This is a genomic window from Mycobacterium kyorinense (assembly GCF_001672775.1).
Lineage (GTDB): Bacteria > Actinomycetota > Actinomycetes > Mycobacteriales > Mycobacteriaceae > Mycobacterium > Mycobacterium kyorinense_A.
This window is the reverse complement of the sequence record NZ_LZKJ01000061.1, coordinates 1-15,381: the sequence shown is the minus strand read 5'-3', so window position 1 is coordinate 15,381 and position 15,381 is coordinate 1. Positions and strand designations below refer to the sequence as shown.

The 15,381-nt window shown below is 63.6% G+C and carries 14 protein-coding genes, 1 tRNA gene and 1 pseudogene; 10 read left to right on the top strand and 6 right to left on the bottom strand.

Going from position 1 to position 15,381, the window contains the following annotated elements:
- Nucleotides 1–92 precede the first annotated feature (92 nt).
- Nucleotides 93–548 carry a hypothetical protein gene (locus A5707_RS06345; protein WP_065013667.1) on the bottom strand — a complete coding sequence of 152 codons (456 nt, stop codon included), beginning with the start codon at nt 546–548 and terminating at the stop codon, nt 93–95.
- 69 nt (nt 549–617) lie between these two features.
- On the opposite strand from A5707_RS06345, the gene A5707_RS06340 reads away from it, so the two are divergent.
- From A5707_RS06340 to A5707_RS06320, 5 genes are all read left to right on the top strand, one after another.
- Nucleotides 618–1,001: a hypothetical protein gene (locus A5707_RS06340; RefSeq protein ID WP_065013666.1), complete on the top strand. Its 384-nt coding sequence runs from the start codon at nt 618–620 to the stop codon at nt 999–1,001.
- A 35-nt stretch (nt 1,002–1,036) separates the two neighbouring features.
- Nucleotides 1,037–1,936 (top strand): glycoside hydrolase family 16 protein, encoded by a 900-nt coding sequence (locus tag A5707_RS06335; protein WP_156657622.1) that lies wholly within the window; start codon nt 1,037–1,039, stop codon nt 1,934–1,936.
- A 104-nt stretch (nt 1,937–2,040) separates the two neighbouring features.
- Nucleotides 2,041–2,778: a cutinase family protein gene (locus A5707_RS06330; RefSeq protein ID WP_082969291.1), complete on the top strand. Its 738-nt coding sequence runs from the start codon at nt 2,041–2,043 to the stop codon at nt 2,776–2,778.
- Nucleotides 2,779–2,884: 106 nt separating this feature from the next.
- Nucleotides 2,885–3,547: a hypothetical protein gene (locus A5707_RS06325; protein ID WP_065013664.1), complete on the top strand. Its 663-nt coding sequence runs from the start codon at nt 2,885–2,887 to the stop codon at nt 3,545–3,547.
- Nucleotides 3,548–3,820: 273 nt separating this feature from the next.
- Nucleotides 3,821–4,342 (top strand): hypothetical protein, encoded by a 522-nt coding sequence (locus A5707_RS06320; RefSeq protein WP_065013663.1) that lies wholly within the window; start codon nt 3,821–3,823, stop codon nt 4,340–4,342.
- Between the two features lie 217 nt (nt 4,343–4,559).
- Here the strand turns inward: A5707_RS06320 and A5707_RS06315 are convergent, their stop codons facing one another.
- Nucleotides 4,560–5,393, bottom strand: a complete 834-nt coding sequence (locus A5707_RS06315; RefSeq protein ID WP_065013662.1) for a L,D-transpeptidase — start codon at nt 5,391–5,393, stop codon at nt 4,560–4,562.
- 1,092 nt (nt 5,394–6,485) lie between these two features.
- Here A5707_RS06315 and A5707_RS06310 point away from each other — a divergent pair.
- Both A5707_RS06310 and A5707_RS23060 read left to right on the top strand, forming a co-directional pair.
- Nucleotides 6,486–6,749 (top strand): hypothetical protein, encoded by a 264-nt coding sequence (locus A5707_RS06310; protein ID WP_082969289.1) that lies wholly within the window; start codon nt 6,486–6,488, stop codon nt 6,747–6,749.
- A gap of 379 nt (nt 6,750–7,128) precedes the next feature.
- Nucleotides 7,129–8,811 carry a reverse transcriptase domain-containing protein gene (locus A5707_RS23060; RefSeq protein WP_082969288.1) on the top strand — a complete coding sequence of 561 codons (1,683 nt, stop codon included), beginning with the start codon at nt 7,129–7,131 and terminating at the stop codon, nt 8,809–8,811.
- 25 nt (nt 8,812–8,836) lie between these two features.
- Here A5707_RS23060 and A5707_RS23055 read toward each other — a convergent pair.
- The 4 genes and pseudogenes from A5707_RS23055 to A5707_RS06285 form a co-directional block, all read right to left on the bottom strand.
- Nucleotides 8,837–9,403, bottom strand: a pseudogene (locus A5707_RS23055) (recombinase family protein); the annotation flags it as partial.
- Nucleotides 9,404–9,618: 215 nt separating this feature from the next.
- Complete coding sequence (locus A5707_RS06295) at nt 9,619–10,464, bottom strand: hypothetical protein (protein ID WP_065013658.1); 846 nt, start codon at nt 10,462–10,464, stop codon at nt 9,619–9,621.
- Nucleotides 10,461–11,513, bottom strand: coding sequence for a type IV toxin-antitoxin system AbiEi family antitoxin (locus tag A5707_RS06290; protein ID WP_065013657.1), 1,053 nt, complete (start codon nt 11,511–11,513; stop codon nt 10,461–10,463). The genes A5707_RS06295 and A5707_RS06290 overlap by 4 nt, the downstream gene beginning before the upstream one ends.
- 541 nt (nt 11,514–12,054) lie before the next feature.
- Nucleotides 12,055–12,125 (bottom strand) — tRNA-Gly (locus tag A5707_RS06285).
- An 83-nt stretch (nt 12,126–12,208) separates the two neighbouring features.
- Here A5707_RS06285 and dcd point away from each other — a divergent pair.
- From dcd to A5707_RS23705, 3 genes are all read left to right on the top strand, one after another.
- On the top strand, nt 12,209–12,787 hold the full coding sequence (gene dcd, locus A5707_RS06280) for a dCTP deaminase (protein ID WP_065013656.1): 579 nt from the start codon (nt 12,209–12,211) through the stop codon (nt 12,785–12,787).
- Between the two features lie 153 nt (nt 12,788–12,940).
- Nucleotides 12,941–14,419: a DUF7159 family protein gene (locus A5707_RS06275; protein WP_419866393.1), complete on the top strand. Its 1,479-nt coding sequence runs from the start codon at nt 12,941–12,943 to the stop codon at nt 14,417–14,419.
- Between the two features lie 76 nt (nt 14,420–14,495).
- On the top strand, nt 14,496–15,134 hold the full coding sequence (locus A5707_RS23705; protein ID WP_156657619.1) for a DUF7159 family protein: 639 nt from the start codon (nt 14,496–14,498) through the stop codon (nt 15,132–15,134).
- The last annotated feature ends 247 nt before the right edge of the window (nt 15,135–15,381 follow it).

Here is a 15,381-nt window from a genome sequence, read left to right as displayed (position 1 = left end):
TACCGCACCCCCGCCACCGGCCGCTCCGCCGCCGCCGCCGGAGACCATCCCCGAACCGGCGCCCGTGGTGCGCCAGCAGCCGCAGCAAGTCGTCAACCCGCCGGTCCGCCAGTCGCCGGCGCGGTCGGGACGACGCCTTTGCCGTCGGGGTTTGGCCGTTGACCGACTGACGGCCGCACATCGCTGGCCAGCGAAACCACCACCGCCACAACACCGATGGCCACTATGGCCGCCGCTCCGCTACCGACCAGCAGGAACGGCCGACGCCGCGGGCTGCTGTCGTCGTCCTCATCGGCGACGGCGCTGTATGCGAGGGCGTCGGGGCCCACGCTGGCATTGGCCGAAACGTCCAGGTAGGCCGGTGCGATGACGTCGCGGTTCACCTCACCGGTTCCGGGATCTTGCGCGTAGGCCAGCGCCGCGGTCGACGACGCGAACAGCGGTGCGTTCGCCGACGCCAACGCCGCGCCCCGCGCCGCCACCGGCCGCTCCGCCGCCGCCGCCGGCTCCTCAGCTGCCGCCGATGACGATGTACCTGCACCTGCCATTCGTGACGGTGCCGATACCGATCAATCCGCCGCCGCCGCCACCGCCGGCGCCATAACGGGAGAGCTGTCATGGGAGAGAACGGTCCGTTCGGGTTCGATCCCGACGACTTGGATCGGGTAATCCGCGAGGCGGGTGAGGGATTGCGCGACGCGTTCGAACGCTTCAGCCGGTTCGTCACGGTTCCCGGCGAACGCGCCGGCTGGTCCGCGCTTTTCGAAGACCTGGCCCGGCGCTCGCGCACCCAGCCGGAAACCACCGGCGAAGCCGGTGACGGGGTCTGGGCGATCTACACCGTCGACGCCCAGGGCGGCGCCCGCGTCGAAGAGGTGTATGCCACCGAGTTGGATGCGCTGCGCGCCAACAAGAACAACACCGACCCGACGCGCAAGGTTCGATTTTTGCCCTACGGCATCGCGGTCAGCGTCCTCGACGATTCCGACGAGAGACCTTAACCCACGACTCTGAGGCGGCGCGTGACCGGATTGTGATGCGCGCCCCCACCGGCACATGGTTTCATTCGTCTGTGCCTGAGATGAATCGTCGCAACGTGATGTTGATGCTGGGAATCGGCGCCGTGGCAGCAGCGACCCCGCTGCCCACCGCCGGTGCTAACCCGTCCCGACCGGCGCCACCGCCCTCGGCGCCGCCCGGTGCGACGACGGGGGGCTTCCTTTTCCACGACGAGTTCGACGGCCCGGCCGGCTCGGCGCCCGATCCGTCCAAATGGACGGTGTCCAACCACCGCACCCCGATCAAGAACCCCGTCGGTTGGGATCGGCCGGAGTTCTTCGGGCAATACCGCGACAGCCGTCAAAACGTATTCCTCGACGGCAATTCCAACCTCGTGCTGCGCGCCACCCATGACGGCGACGCCTACTTCGGCGGCCTGGTGCACGGCAACTGGCGCGGGGGCATCGGAACCACGTGGGAAGCGCGGATCAAGCTCAACTGCCTCACCGGCGGTTGCTGGCCGGCCTGGTGGCTGTCCAACGACTTTCCCGGCCGTGAAGGTGAAGTCGATCTGCTCGAGTGGTACGGCAACGGGGAGTGGCCGTCGGGAACCACCGTGCACGCCGACCCGTACGGCACCGCGTTTGAGACCCATCCGATCGGGGTGGACGGCGGCTGGCACACCTGGCGCGTCACATGGAATGCGACCGGTTTTTACTTCTGGGAGGACTACGTCGACGGCGCCGAGCCGTACTTCAGCGTTCCGGCGATCGGCATCGAAGACCTCAACGATCCGATCCGCAAATGGCCGTTCAACGACCCCGACTACACGATGTTCCCGGTGTTGAACCTTGCGGTCGGCGGATCCGGTGGCGGCGATCCCGCCTCGGGTTCGTACCCGGCGGACATGCTCATCGACTGGGTCCGCGTCTTCTGAGCTTGGAGTTGGTTTTATCTCGCCGAAAACCGGGAAGATACCCGAGCGCAGCGTAAGTTCAGATCGGGTCGGGGGTCGCTGACGCGACACGGCGGGGGGTAAAAATGAACGGCATCGAGTGGATCCGTGCCATCCGGGCGCGCCGGTTCAGCCGCGTCGTTCCAGCTGCGGCAGTGGTGATCGCGGCGGCGCTTCTGGGCGTACCCACGCCCGTCGCGGCGGCACAGCCATGTCCTGACGTCGAGGTGCTGTTCGCCCGGGGTACCGGTGAGCCCCCCGGCGTGGGCGGCGTGGGGCAGGCCTTCGTCGACTCGCTGACGTCGAAAGTCGGCGGCAGATCGGTCGGGGTGTATCCGGTCAACTACCAGGCCAGCGGCGACTTCGGCGGCGGGATCGAATTCGCCAGAACCTTCGTCGACGGAATCAGAGACGAAGGTAACCACATCGAGTCCACGGCCGCGAACTGCCCTAACACCCGAATGGTGCTCGGCGGATACTCCCAAGGCGCCGCCGTGACCGGTTTCGTCACTTCGCCCAGCGTTCCGAAGGAAGTGCCCGCGGAGTACGTGTCGTATGTGCCCCAGCCGCTGCCTGCCGAAGTGGCTAACCACGTCGCCGCTGTGGTTCTGTTCGGAACGCCGTCGAACGAGTTTTTGCGCGGGGCCGGAGCGCCGCCCATCACGATTGGTCCGCTGTATCAAGCCAAGACCCTGGAGTTGTGCGCCCCGGATGACACGGTCTGCAATGGCGCGCCACCCGGTCAGCCCGGCGCCGCGCACCTTCTTTACCCGGTGAACGGCATGGTGGACCAGGGCGCGGATTTCGCCGCCAGCCGCCTGTAAAACCGCAGTTCGTCGCCCTGATCTGCACGCGGTGCGTCGCCGCGGGCGCTTTCCGGCCGTTACAAAATTGTGACTATTACCGGTTTTGCTCGTAAAGTGGCTTGCCGTGGGTCGGCATCGATTAGCCACGAAGCGACGCAAGTCACCGGCAATCATGGCTACCGCTATCGGCGCGGGCGCCGTCTTCTTTGCCCTCGGCGGAAGCGCCCGGTCATTCGGACCCGTCGGCGACGCCGCTTCGGTAGCCGACGATGGTGCGGGGTGTTGCCTGGAGATCGTGGGCGGAACACCGATCGCAGTTGCGTCGGCGCCGGCGGGTGAAGGTTCGGTTCCCGACGACACGATGGCCGCATCGAGATGGCGGGTCATTGATCTGCGTGCCCCGGAACTGTTGCCCGTCGGGGTGGCTCCAGAGCAGGGATTACAGGTCAAGACGATCCTGGTCGCGCGCAGTATCAGCGCGCTGTTCCCCGAGATTCAAAGCATCGGCGGCGTCCGGCCCGATTCGTTGCGGTGGCATCCCAACGGTTTGGCGCTCGACGTGATGATCCCCAACCCTGGGAGCGCCGAAGGCATCGCGCTCGGTAACGAGGTCGTCGCGTTCGCGCTGAAAAACGGGGAACGGTTCGGATTGCAAGACGCCATCTGGCGCGGCACCTACTACACGCCCAACGGGCCACAATCGTCCGGATACGGCCACTACGACCACGTCCACATCACCACCACCGGAGGCGGTTACCCCACCGGCGGCGAAATCTACATGCGCTGACCGGTTACGCCGTCTGTTCTCCGGCGCGCGCGGTGGTGGACCGCAAAAGCGTGCCGGCGCCCAAGATCGGCGCTGCGCTGCCCTAACCCTGCGCGCTTCTCCACGGAGCGAACGTCACCATTTGGACACGGCGCGGCGCGGCACGGCCCGTATTCCACACCTGTTGCAAACAATGAAGTCGGTCGTCGAGGTACGACCTCGGTACGGCTATGTGGTTCTGCTGCACCATCAAAATTTCGGAATATCTGAGCGCAAATAGAGGAGTTGAGGGTGATGACGATCTTTGATCGGCTCGAGATCAAAGTAGTTGCCAGCGCTGGGTTGTGCGGAGCCGCTATAGCGTTGAGCCCGCACGCAATTGCCGCCCCGTTCACCATGGGCGGCGCCGCGTGCGTGCAGGGCTCGGCCGGCGAAGTGCCGGCCGCCGTGGGCGGAGCGGGAGCCGCCGCGGGAGGAGGAGCGGGCGCCGCCGGTGCTGCGGACTCATGCGGTCCGGCCGCCGCGCCAGTCACAGATATGGCTGGTGTTCCGATGGCCGTTCCTGGGCCGCTGCCGGTCGGTGCGCCGGTCCCGATTGGCGCGCCGCTACCGATCGGGGCTCCGCTGCCAGTAGCGCCGGTGGTGCCGGCCGGTGCACCGCTGATCGCGCTCGGGGGCGCCCCGGCTGGTGCTCCAATCGTCGACATGTCGGGTGCCTACGCGGGTAAGGGCGAGCCGACTGGTCCGGCGCCGGCTGGCGGCCCAGTGCCCGGTGAGCCGGTTCCGGCCGGTCCTGCGGCTGGGGGCGCGAGCTGACACTGATCCTCTCCCGGCCGCACGGACCCGCTGGTTTCCGACCAGCGGGTCCGTCCTGTTTGCGGTGACGACTTGCGGCCACGACGGCCGCTTGCCTGGGGCGTCACCTAGACGGGCACCGCTTCAACAGCTTTGGCCGCGTGCTGTCCAAAAGCCGGTAGTTACAAGCAGTTTGGCGCGCTGCTACCCGCACATCAGGTGAGTGCGAAGCCTGGTGTCAGTTGAGCCGGTGTGGTCGCTCGATTCCTGATTCCTGCACAATCACCGGGTCGCCGATGTGGACCGTGTTGAAGTACCACTCTGCGTCGTCGGGACTCAGACTGATACAGCCGTGGCTGACATTTTCAAGCCCAAGTGAATTGACGGCCCACGGAGCTGAATGCACGAAGATGCCGCGGTTGGTGATACGGACGGCGTAATCGACCGAAAGGTGATAACCCTCGGGGTCGTTGACGGGGATGCCGACGCTGCTCGAATCCATGGTTACCGAGCGTTCTTTGGACAGGACCGTGTAGGTGCCGACAGGCGTGGGGAAGTGCGGCCGACCCATGGAGGCCGGCAGTACCCCTGTTTCTCCAAAGTGAGGGCGGTGGTGCGGCGTGGGTAGTGGAGGCGGCGGTCCTGCCTCGACCCCGTCGATGCTCACGGTGAACGTGTGCGCCGAAATATCGGCAATACCGACGACGGCGGGACCCGTCTTGAACTGGCTGGAGACGCCGCCCACCGAGAGTGCGATTGCACTGTGCGCCGGCCAGAATCGGTCGGGGGTCCACTGCACAACCTCGCTGTCGAGCCATTCGAACTTGCCGGTCATCGCGGGCACCGAGCTGACTCCGATGACACGTTCGGCCGCGCGCCGGTTGACGACGGGCGCGCCGAACGTCACCACCACGGGGTGTGCCACACCCACCACCGCGCCCTGAGCCGGCAAAACCGATGCGATGGTGAAACCGTGCGACTGGTACGCCGCCGGGCTTTCACCCGCCGGCCCCACGACCATGCCCGCGGCGATCACGAGCACAACAAGAGCGCAACGAACAATCGCCCGCATGAGTCTGTTTCCTTTTAATTGACAGGGTTGTAATAGGGATGGTAGAGGTGCCTGAAGAGTGGAACGGCAAGGGCGCGTTCGCAATTCGGTCAAGTCTTCGTCACGTTTTGGCTACGGCGAGCCGACCCCGACAGGTCGCGCCGGCCGAGTCTGCGCTCACGGATTCGAGCGTGTAGTCAGGGATGGCGTTGTCGGCGTGTCGCCGCCCAATGCACAGCGGATGGCAGAGGCGGAACTCGCGCGGTGACGCGCGATGACGCCCTGATCAATCTGGAGCCGATGACGGGAATCGAACCCGCGTATTCAGCTTGGGAAGTCGATTCAGCAGATCCACCTCGGTATCAGTGTGTTCGCTAATGATCGCTCCCAGTAGAAACGCGTCCGAGGAAGTTCAGCGTCGTCCGGCAATATCGCCTGGACTTGTGACATTTTCGTGACATCAGGATCGCTCGTCGAAGTCGCCCATAGCCATCGCGGGAGGGTCAGTGGCCCATGCGGTGCGGAGACGGTCCCCGCTCCACTCGCCTGGCTAAGCCAGCTAAATGGAGCTAGGAAATTGTCTTAGCTGCACCTTAGGCAGGTCAGAGCACGATCTTTATATTGATTGGCACTAGGCTGGCTTACATGTTATCCACAGCACCTCAGCTAGTTGCTCACAGGTTTGCCAGAAGTTACTAACAGGCGTGTAATTCAATAGCTTTCAAGTTACGCCATCGGGTCCTAAACTGTCCTATAGAGCACCGAAGCCCCGGGGCAATCTCCAGGGTGTGGGGGCCGCTCCAGGGCTGGTGTCTAGTTGGGAAGCTAGGCCACTGACTGTAGCGCATCTCCTGCGTAGTGCTCGCTGAATGGGCCACGTCGGCCCGAGGAGGTGTGCCGTAATGGCGCGGAGAGTTAATAGAAGCGCGAGCTCGGGGCGCTTCGTGAGCAAGGCGACAGCTAGTCGCAATCCTAAGACGACCACGACCGAGAAAGTGGGAAAGGGCACGTCGAATAAGACGACGGTCAATCGCTCCGCTGCGACGAGACGGTTCGTTAAAAACTCCACGGCCGCGCGTCATCCCAATACGACGATTTCGCAGCGGGTGTGACGTGGCGACAAGAATCGAATGGAACCCCGGCTGGGAAGACGAGCTTAAGCGTGAGCTTCAACCGATGATGCAGAAGTTCGCTGAAGATCACCAGCCGACGATGGATGCGTTGTTCGAGCGCCTCAGAGGGCGGTCGGTCGCCGAAATCACATTCGAATTGGAGCGTGAGATCGCCAGTTGGGGCGGGTCGATGCCCGATGGCGAACTGACGAGGATCGCAACCGCGATCAGCAACGGCGAGCGAGTCGTTCTCAGGGCCGGCTAGCAGCAGCTAGAAGCGCCCTCGGCGAACAGTGCGCCCGCCGGGGGCGCTTTGCAGTCTCACGATTCGTAGCCGCCAAAGGGGTTCCCCTCCCCAGTCGCGCCGACCTCCTCGATGCGAGCTTTACGTACTGGACGTTTGGGGTGGTGGACTGCGCTGGGCAACTGAGAATTCGCATGTCAGAGCGTCGGGACAGTTGGTCGTTCGCGCCGCTTATCGAAGCTGCTGAGGACGCTATACGTGTCGAGCCACCGTAAGAGACCGGGACGCCGAACTGCGGGGTACGTCGGTTCCGCCTTGAGAGATTGTCGCCGACGATTGGGCCGGCCGACCTCAAGCCACACGCTTGCGATGAGCGTAACCGCTCAACTAGCATGAGCGCGTGCGATCACCAGAGAAGGTGACGGTGGAGGAAGCGGCTGAGTTGTCGGGTGCTTCCGTTGCGACGGTCCGTCGGTGGTGCGTAACTGGCCAGATCGACGCAGTCAAAATCGGTAAGCAGTGGCTGATCGACAAGCAGTCGGTGAAGCTTGCGCGGCCTGGTCAAGCCCGGCGGCCAAAGTCCGCGAGCTCTCCGTACGACGTAGAGCAGGCTTGGCAATACGTTAAAAGGGTGGATGTATCTGAGTTATGGGTGCCGGAAGTGGTGCGCTTTCACGACTTTATCGATCAACCACAGGCAGTAATCCTTGAGGCTGCGGAGCGTCTCGCAAGCGGACGATTTATGCCAGCTCTCAAACTCGACGTGCCGAAGACCGTCGCCTCCAATCGGCCAGGCGTCATGCTCGATATGGCTGATCGATTGGCCTATCAAGCCGTAGTTGGCAGCCTTGCAGAATCGATTGATAGCGCCATTTCGCGAAGTGTGTACTCATCAAGGTTATCAAACGATCACCGCTATTTCTTCAAACGTCCTTCGAATGCTTGGAAAGAGTTTTCTAGAGCCGTAAGGTCCGATATCGACGGAGGGCGGTTGGTTTGGGTAGCACAGACCGATATAACCGGATACTTTGAACACATTCACCACAATATTTTATTTGAGGAGCTGTCAGCACTCGGGATCTCGGGAGACCCACTACGGACACTTCGTATCATGCTGTCAAAGTGGTGCACTGTGGACGGAATTGGGCTTCCTCAAGGACCGAATGCTTCTCGCTTACTCGGCAACTTCTATCTGGCTGTTGTAGATGAATCAATGGAATCGAGAGGTTATACTTACCGACGGTACATGGACGATGTCCGCATCCTGGCTGAAACCAAAGCTCAAGCCATAGCTGCGGTTCGTGATTTTGAACGGTTCTGCAGAGAGCGCGGCTTGAGCTGCTCGCCTAACAAGACAAAAGTACTGTCTGCCCAGGAATACCTATCGGAATCGGATACGGCCGAGCTGGATGCTGCAGCATACATCTTCGATGCTGAAAATGCAGATGCGCGACCTTTACTGCAGAAAATCCTGCGGGGCGCCCTGGCGGGCAAAGGTATCGATGCTACTCGTGTCCGTTTCTCAATTTGGCGCCTGGCTCGAATTAGAGACGCTAATGTTATTAGAACTATTTTTGATAAATTGGAGCACCTCGCACCATTCGCATCAGTAGTCGGCCAATATCTTCGGCCTTTCATAACGCGAGGTTCGGTTCAGCGAAAGCTGCGGGATTTCATGCACGACGAGCAGCGGTCATATTCCTATTACCTGCGTACATGGTTGTATGCGGCAATGCTTGAGGCACGCTCCATTCCGGATGACTGGGCAGATCTGGCGCGGGCCGATGCTACAGACTTAAACCTACCCTCTTTTCTCCGATCCGTTGCGGCCTGCGTTATTGGGCGCAAGCGCGGCGCTAGGGATATCGCATGGATAAAGGGCCAACTCAGCCTGGAGCACGATCCAGATGTCCTCAGAGCACATTTAGTTGCCCTAAAGTACGCAAGTGCGCTCGACCGGCGGCAAATCAAGATCGTCACGGATCGACAACCCAGACTGGCGGACTTTGGCGCATGGCTACTAAGTCAGGGCGATGCTTTGCCATCGCTCCTCTTTAGCGATCGTAAGATCAGCTTGCTGTAGGCAGCTCACGACAGTCTGCCTGCGGTTATGTCCTTCCAGCTAGCACTCGATAGACCGTGGCCCGACTCACCCCCAGCGTGTCCGCAATGGTGCTCGCAGGTTCCCCGCTTGCATGCATGCGCTGAGCCAATGCGGCTTGCTTCTCGTCGAGCACCTTCGGCCGCCCGATGTGCTGACCACGCGCCCGTCGTGCCGCGTGTGCGGCTGAGCGAGGTTCGCGCCCTAACTCCAGTTCCAGTTCGGCCAAGCTGGCGAGGACGCCGGCCACCATGCGCCCTGCGGCAGTTGACGAATCAATACCCTCGCGGATCGACCTCAGCACTATCCCGCGCTCGCCAAGCTCGCGGATGGTGGTCATTACCTCCGCTGCGTTCCGACCTAACCGATCGATGCCGACAACAACGATGGCATCGCCTTCGCGTGCGTAGTCGAGCAGAGCGGCCAAGCCCGGACGCTCCTCTCGGGTCGAGGCGCCGGAAAGCCGGTCCGAATAGGGGCGTGCAGCATCGACTCCTGCCGCCGTGAGAGCGTCGACCTGTTGATCGAGTGACTGGTGGCCAGTAGAGACGCGGGCATATCCGAGTTGAACACCTGAGGAGGTGAAACTGCGGCGGTCATACTTCGATTATGTCTCAAAAGTCTCAGAACACTACTATTGCAACGATGTTTTTGAGTCAACTTTTGAGACAAGACGACTGCCGTCTTCCGAACGGCAATCGATCTCGTTGGACATGTCTCAAATCTTTAGAAATGAGACGCTACTAGGCGCGGGGTTCAAAGCGTGGCGTCTACTTGTCGCGGCATACATCACAGAACGGCTGCCAGAAAGGTGCGAACTACAGCTACGGCCTCCTGACGTAGCCGTGCCGCCTCCTCATCGTCGCCTGCCTCCGCGAGGAAAGCGGCGTAGGCGTGCGGACCATCCTGCTCGACCGACGCAAACCGTTCGGCGAGTAGCTGAAGCGCCTCGCTCACCTGCTCGTGGGTGTGGATTGCACTTTGCGCCGCGGTGCGCCCTGCGTCGCCGGGGCCATCCTTGAAATTCAGCAAGCAGTAGACCAGGTCGTAGGAGTCCTTGTTCTCGTGACGATCTTGGAAGGCCAGTATTTTCAAAACCGTGTACGAAAGGATATTGGCGACGCGCACAGTGACCCGTGACCTCCCGCCATCATCGAGCCGGTCTGCTTCGATCACGCACTCGAAGTAGTCCTGCGTGACGAGTTGCGCACCGCGCACATTGAACGCGCCGAGGCCAGAGCCGGTGCCTTGCTTAGGCTTGAAGATCTGGCCTGCATCGACCTGGTCGGTCTCGCATAGAAATTCGAGGATGACTGTGACACCCTCGACCGTCCGCTTCCAGCGGAATGAATGCTCCGCCTTGAACTCTGCCTTCTTGAGGTTGTTCTCCAGCGTCCGGTACGCCTCCGGGCTCTCGTCCTCGACGGCCAGTCCGATGACCAGGTCGATGTCAGTCGTGCCGACGTGAGGTCGCGCACCCTCAGGAAGGGTGCCGACGATATAACGCGGCGCGAGGCCGCCAGCTAGGCACACGCGGTTGCTCCACGGGCCGATGTCGCCGAGCACCGTGACGAGAGCTCGTTCGCAGCGCGCTGTCGTCACCTCGTCGTAGTCGCTGTAGTGGCGCTTACTCAAAATCCGATGACCTCCTCGCGAAGTCGGTCTGCCTGCTCACGCCCGCGCCGCGGGTCTTGGCGCAGGTCGAAGTACAACCTGAATGGATTGACTGTCGATATTTGCTCCACCGTGATGTGAAAGACGAGAGGCGTGTCCCCTGCCGCTTGCTTGAGCAGAATGTTGTGGCCTTCCCCAACGATTTCGGCGCCCACAGCCTGCGCAGCGTCGGCGAGTGCCACGGTTTCCGTAATCCATATGTCAGTGACAGCAATAGTGGTGATGAACGGAGCTACGCGCGCCGCCCCGGCCGGTCCGGTCACTGCATGATCGATCTTCGCCTCTGTTAGAAGGCCACTGAGGGTCTGCGGATGAGCGCGGCTATCCCGTGCGAGGCGGAACGCCCGGCTTTGATTTACCCGGCGATCACGCATCTCCTCGGCCCAGAGATCCAGCAGCGCCGCCGGGTTAGAGACGCGGCGCTTGCGCTTGGGGCCAACTCCTCGAACTTCGACGAGTTGGTCGCGTTCCAGGCGAGCGAAGACACGGTGTGCTTGTCCGACTGAGACGTTGGCAGCATTCGCCAGATCGTGGACTTGCCACCAGCGGAGCGGCTCAAGCAGCAGCGCTTGTGCGGCTACGCCTGCTTTGCCGGTGAGCTTCACCGGCGGCTCATAGTTCTTCTTGCCTGTCGCTGGCGTTGGTCGCCCCTCTGCCCACACAAACAAGCCAGGCAGCTGGACGCGCATGTTGCCGTGCGCATCGATCATCGCGACGCCTGCATTCTCCAGGAGACGGCGCGCTTCCTCGGTCGTAGTTCGCGCTACGACTAGGAGGTGTGTGTCATCCGGAAGTTGATGGGCGCGCTCGATGAGCTGCCGAGCAGTAGCGGCGTTCGTTTCGCGCTGCGTCTTTATCTCTACGACGTGAGAAACGTCGCCGGCGCGCACCACGATGTCTGCCCTATGGCGGCCGCCTACTGTCGTCTCGGTCGTGACGCCAGGTATTTGGTGGAGGATGTTGAGAGCATCTCGTTCCAGCGGCCCTTCAATATTCAGAATCTCCGGCATATTCACAATGACTGTGAATATAGCATATTCAGTGAATATCGCCGGGAAGTAGTCGGCCCTGCCGGCGAGCGTCGAGCAGAGCGCGCGTCCGATGCTTTCCTTGGGCCAACATATTTCTAAAATTATGGCTAGTTGTGCTAACTACCAGGGCGGTAGGGGCGGGCTTCGGCGCAGGGATTGAGTCCCACCCTCTTAGGTCTGGGGGTCGCTTACGTAACACGTCAACCCGGACGGCCGCCCGTACCTGCCGATGGTCTGCACCATCTAAGGCCGCACGCTCGGTCATGCAGCCACGCCGTTCCATACGGATTTGATCTGGGCGGACGGAGGTGCGGGACAGCGGCGTGACACTGTGACAATGTGACACCGCGCTGACTCACTATCCGACCGCAAGTGTCCATCTGACATCACCCTGGGCCGCAAGACGGCGATTGAAGGCGGCTGGTGAGAACTTTGAACCGGGTTGTGACATCCTGTGACACCGACAGCGACGCCGGCTAGTCGAACGGTTCGAACAGCGTTGACGCTCTGCTCAAATCGGAGCCGATGACGGGAATCGAACCCGCGTATTCAGCTTGGGAAGCTGATGTTCTGCCATTGAACTACATCGGCGCGGATGCTTGACGAAGGCTAGCATCCGGCGCCGCGCCGTTCACCGGCAACGCGGCTGCCAGCCCAGCCGATACGCTCATCGCGTGCTGCTCTCCGATCGTGACCTCAGAGCCGAAATCGCCGCCGGCCGATTGGGCATCGACCCGTTCGATGACGCGCTGGTGCAGCCGTCCAGCGTGGACGTTCGACTCGACAGCATGTTCCGGGTCTTCAACAACACGCGCTACACCCACATCGACCCGGCCAAGCAGCAGGACGAGTTGACCAGCCTGGTGCAACCGGTCGACGGCGAACCGTTTGTGCTCCACCCCGGGGAGTTCGTGCTCGGGTCGACGCTGGAGCTGTGCACCCTGCCCGACGACCTGGCCGGCCGCTTGGAAGGCAAGTCGTCGCTGGGACGGCTGGGCCTGCTAACCCACTCGACCGCCGGCTTCATCGACCCCGGCTTCAGCGGCCACATCACGCTGGAGCTCTCCAATGTCGCCAACCTGCCGATCACGCTGTGGCCGGGTATGAAGATCGGCCAGCTCTGCATCCTGCGGTTGACCAGCCCGGCTGAGCATCCCTACGGCAGCGCGCGGGCCGGGTCGAAATACCAAGGTCAGCGCGGCCCAACACCGTCGCGCTCCTACCAGAACTTCCTCAAATCCAGCCAGCCGTAACGCCGAGCCGTACAGCCGAGTGAGGTACCGCACGGCCGCGGCCCCCCGGCGAAATACGAGCGGGCCGGTAGGCTTGACGTAACAGGATCAGCGGGGAGGGGTTACGCGCTGCCTACCATCGCGCGTAGCTAGCAAACTACTTTGGAGGAAGTAGTGGACATCGTACTGGGCGTGTCGATGGCACCCTCAGCGGTCCGGATGGTGCTGGTCGAAGGCGAAAATGCCGACGGTGCCACCGTCGACCGGGACGACTTCGAGATCAACGGCAACGGTCATGCAGTAAATCCCGCCGCGACCGATCAGGTGATCTCGGCGATCCTGGGCACCCGGGAAGGTGCCGCCGAAAGCGGTTACCACCTGACGTCGACCGGCGTGACTTGGACCGATCAATTCGAGGCTGCGGCGCTGCGCGACGCGCTGGCCGACCGCAAGATCGAAAACGTCATGCTGGTCTCGGCATTTCTTGCCGCGGCCGCGTTGGCGCAGGCGGCCGCCAACGCCTCCAACTACGCGAACACTGCACTGCTATTTGTCCAGCCGGACACCGCCACCCTGGCCGTGGTGGACTCGGACGACGGGTCGGTCTTCGACGTGCACCGGCGGCCGCTGCCCGACGACGACGACGAGGCCGTTGCCGAGCTGGTCAAATTGGCTTCCGAAGCCCAGGCGCTGGAGGAACGCCCCGACGGTTTGTTCGTCGTCGGCTCTGGGGTGGACATCCCGTTGATCAGACCGGCGCTTGAGGCCGCGACGTCGCTACCGGTGAGCGCGCCCGAAGAACCCGACCTGGCGCTGGCGCGCGGGGCGGCGCTGGCGTCCGCCAACGCACCGCTGTTCGCGTCGTCGACCGCAGCGCTGGCCTACGCCCAAGACCCCGGCACCGGCGCCGTGGACCCCTATGCCGTCTCACCCGGTTACCTCGCCGCCGCTGCGGACGTCCCCGCCGATGCGGGGGAAGGGGCGCTCGCGTACAGCGCGGTCCCCGACGAGGACGCCGAGGCCTACACCGCAGAAGGGCCCGAGGCCTACAGCGACCTCGCCGAGCAAGAGGAAAACCTGGATTCCGGCATGCTCGACTTTCGGCTGGCGCAGGGCGAGTCACCGAGTCGCAGGCCATTCTTGACCGCCATCAGCGTGCTGACGATCTTCGTCGGCGGCGTTGTGGCACTGGTCATTTCGCTGGCGTTCACTATCCGGCCGTCGGTCAGCGAACGACCCGACATCGGACACAACGTCGTCGCCCCGTCTAAGAAGGCTCCTGCGCCACCGCCGTCGGCACACGTGCCCAGCCCGGCACCCCCACCGCCCACGGCGGCCCCACCTCCGCCTGCACCGGCCAGGGCTCCCGCCCCGGCGCCTGCACCCGCTCCCGCGCCGGCGCCAGCGCCTGCTCCAGCACCTGCGCCGGCTCCTGCTCCTGCGCCGCCAGCTCCACCACCGCTGCCACCGGTACTGCCGCAGCTCGGCGAGATCTTGGCGCCGCCGCAGCAAGGACCACCCCTTCGACCGCGAGGCGATGACCACGGCGGCGGTGGCTGGGGACACGGTCGTGGCGGCGGGCGCGGCCACGGCGGCGGACCGGGCATCAAGATCCCGCTGCCGGTCCCAGGACTCAACCTCGGCATCGGCTAAGCGCCGGTCCTCGGGCACGCAAAAAACGGGTACTCCTCCAACCGGACCCTCACGGCGGCAAGACTTTGGAGGAGCAGTGGACACCGTACTTGGCGTGTCGATGGCACCGTCGACGGTTCGGATGGTGCTGGTGGAGGGCGACAACGGCGACGGCGCCACCGTCGAGCAGGATGACTTCGCCCTGCCCGGCAACGGCGACGCGACACTGCCCAGCGCGCCGGAGCAGGTGGTCTCGGCGATCCTGGGCACCCGAGAAGGCGCGGCCGAAGGTGGCTACCAGCTGGCATCGACCGGCGTGACCTGGACCGATCAGCTCGAGGCCGCCGCGCTTCGCGACGCGCTGGCCGCCCGCAAGATCGAAAACGTCATGCTGGTGTCCGCATTTCTGGCCGCCGCCGCGCTGGCCCAAAGCGTCGGCAGCGCCAATGGTTACGGCCGAACGGGCCTGCTGTTCGTCGAACCCGACGCGGCGACGACGGCCATCGTCGATTCCGCGGACGGATCGGTCGTCGAGGCCCGCCGCGAGCCGTTTACCAGCGGTGACCCCGCCGCGGAGTTGGCCGCGATGGTCGGCGACATGCAGACCCTCGAGTCACGCCCGGACGGGCTTTTCCTAATCGGGTCGGGCGTGGACGTCGGCCCCCTCAAGCCCCAACTGGAAGCGACCACTTCGCTGCCGGTCAGCGCGCCAGAGGAGCCGGCGACGGCGCTGTAGGCAAGGGCGTCGCCGCCCGCTGCGGCAGCGCCGTCAGGCATCGGGCGGTACGCCGGTGTCACCGCATACGGGTCGACCGCACCGGTGCCCGGATCCTGCGCGTACGCGAGCGCCGCGGTCGACGACGAGAACAACGGCGCGTGTGCCGCCGCCAGCGCCGCGCCGCGAGCCAGCGCCGTCGCCGGCTCCTCTGGCGCGCTGACCGGCAGCGAAGTGGTCGCTTCCAGTTGGGGCTTGAGGGGGCCGA

Coding starts and splice junctions, on each gene's coding strand:
- A5707_RS06330 (WP_082969291.1), top strand. CDS start 2,041: ATGAACGGCATCGAGTGGATCCGTGCCATCCGGGCGCGCCGGTTCAGC.
- A5707_RS06320 (WP_065013663.1), top strand. CDS start 3,821: ATGACGATCTTTGATCGGCTCGAGATCAAAGTAGTTGCCAGCGCTGGG.
- A5707_RS06345 (WP_065013667.1), bottom strand. CDS start 548: ATGGCAGGTGCAGGTACATCGTCATCGGCGGCAGCTGAGGAGCCGGCG.
- A5707_RS06315 (WP_065013662.1), bottom strand. CDS start 5,393: ATGCGGGCGATTGTTCGTTGCGCTCTTGTTGTGCTCGTGATCGCCGCG.
- A5707_RS06340 (WP_065013666.1), top strand. CDS start 618: ATGGGAGAGAACGGTCCGTTCGGGTTCGATCCCGACGACTTGGATCGG.
- A5707_RS06335 (WP_156657622.1), top strand. CDS start 1,037: ATGCGCGCCCCCACCGGCACATGGTTTCATTCGTCTGTGCCTGAGATG.
- A5707_RS06290 (WP_065013657.1), bottom strand. CDS start 11,513: ATGCCGGAGATTCTGAATATTGAAGGGCCGCTGGAACGAGATGCTCTC.